Annotated in this window: 2 protein-coding genes and 1 pseudogene; all 3 read right to left on the bottom strand. The window is 64.6% G+C overall.

What is annotated here, in order from left to right; translation table 11 throughout:
• Nucleotides 1-485: DNA alkylation repair protein (locus QZT71_RS12445; protein WP_295916676.1), on the bottom strand; the 485-nt coding region annotated here is incomplete at its 3' end.
• A 7-nt stretch (nt 486-492) separates the two neighbouring features.
• A complete protein-coding gene (locus QZT71_RS12440) occupies nt 493-1,386 on the bottom strand; it encodes a DUF4831 family protein (protein WP_295916673.1) in 894 nt (297 codons plus the stop codon).
• Nucleotides 1,387-1,438: 52 nt separating this feature from the next.
• Nucleotides 1,439-1,848, bottom strand: a pseudogene (locus tag QZT71_RS12435) (hypothetical protein); the annotation flags it as partial.

Here is a 1,848-nt window from a genome sequence, read left to right as displayed (position 1 = left end):
TGCGCAGCGGCGTTGCGGCGCACGGCTTCGACAGCCGGCGCGATCCACGCCGCCGTCGGATGCGGACTCCGGGAGGCGGCCAGCAGGGCGGCATACTGCAACAGCGGTTCGGAAGAGGCTGTCCACACCTCGAAGAGTTCGGGAAGCGCACCGGCACGGCACAGCAGCGCGAAAGCGGCCTCTTCGGCCACCTCCGAGTTGATGATTCCCGCAGCCCAGGCCGCAAATTCACCGGCTTCGAAGCGTTCGGGAGAGGCGATATGCAGCGCCGCAAGGCGCAGTTCGCGGACATCCTGCAAATAGAGGTAACGGGCGAAATCGTGATCGGGTGTTTCGGCCCGGGCGATTTTGCGCAGCGTCGGCAGGCTCACGCCGTAGTTCAGGCCGTAAGCCGCACCGTAGTAGCGCATGGCATCGGCCACGGCGCCGTTACGTTCGCGGCGCAGCCCGGAGAGCAGCGCCACCATACGCGACGTGAAATCCATCGGGTTGTTATTTGCGGCGGGGAAGTGCGACGTTGACCGTGCGGCCGAACTCGAACAGCGGAAGTGTCGTGCGGGCGTACACGCGGCCGCCGAAAATGACCGAGCAGACCGACGGGTCGGCCACGCGGCAGGTCACGACATTCGCCTCCTTGGCCGAAGCCTCGAGTGCAGTGGCTGTATCGCCCGAGGGCTCGATTTGCAACAGCACCATATCGCCCGACAAATCGCTCTCGGGCAGCAGGCCGTCGGCCGGACTGAACCGGCATACGATGTACTGCTTCTTATCGGCCGTGGGGTCGACCACGTAGCGGCGGGTTTCGCTCGTCACAATCCGCTTGCCGAGGAACAGTTCCAGGTAGCTTTGCTCAAGGCGCGCAATCTCGTCGAGGGCGGCTTTCAGCCCCTCGCCGAAAACATTCTCGCCCGCCTCGCCCGTAATGAGTTCGAGGCGGTGCCTGCGGAGCGAAAAGAGCGTATTGGCCGCTTCGCGGGCCGCGTCTTCGAGCGCCAGCACCGTCATGTCGTTCTTGTCGGCCTGCAGGCGTGCGAACTCGTCCTCGGCCCTGGCATAGGTCATCACATTGCGCGAAGGTTCGGCCGGAGCGGGTGCGTCGAGGCAGGCCGCGGCATCGAGCAGGGCCACCGATGCGCCGGTAACGGTCCACGCGATTTTATCGGTCAGGGGGGCGCGGACGCCGAGGAATTTCTGTGCGTAACGCGCATAGGGACCGCTCAAAGTCACGTCGCGCTCGGCGGTGACATCGACCGCCAGCACCGTGCGGGGCTGGGAGATGACGATGCCGTCGGCGGTTTCGACGGCCCCCTGCAGGGCAATGTATGGGTTCTGTGCCATAGCGCCGCCGCCAACCAGCAAAGCGAGCGCCAGAAGTCTGAATTTCATGGGCGTAATTTTTTGAATCGTTATCACAAATGTAACTTATTTTGCCGAGCCGTCAAAATTTCAGGTAAAAATCGCGCGTCAAGGCCCGGTATTGGGGCGTATACTGCTCGTGTTCGCCCGTGCCGATTACCAGTTCGGAACATTCGGGGCCGTCCCCGGAAACGGCGGACATGCCTCCCCCGAAAGCCACGGACATGCCGTCCCCGGAAGCGACAAACACACCTCCCCCGGAAGCCGCGGCGCAAGTGCCGGCGCACCCCTTCTCCGCCGCTTTGCCGTCCGCGCGGACGAACTCCATCAGCACCCGTTTGACCGGATGGCGCGGCGTGGTGCGCACGTCGGTGCGGCGAATCAGCAGCAGGTGCCCCCGGCAAACCCCGATAAAACGCGCGGCCTCGTCCGTGGGCAGGATGACGGCAAAACGCCCCCCGTCGGCAAGCAGCCGCACGACCGCATCGCGCA

Source organism: uncultured Alistipes sp. (assembly GCF_902388705.1).
Lineage (GTDB): Bacteria > Bacteroidota > Bacteroidia > Bacteroidales > Rikenellaceae > Alistipes.
The sequence above is the reverse complement of the archived record's forward strand: the minus strand, read 5'-3'. Positions and strand labels throughout refer to the sequence as shown.

Bases quoted from the DNA above. Each gene is read 5' to 3' on its own strand.
- QZT71_RS12440 (WP_295916673.1), bottom strand. From the start codon at position 1,386: ATGAAATTCAGACTTCTGGCGCTCGCTTTGCTGGTTGGCGGCGGCGCT.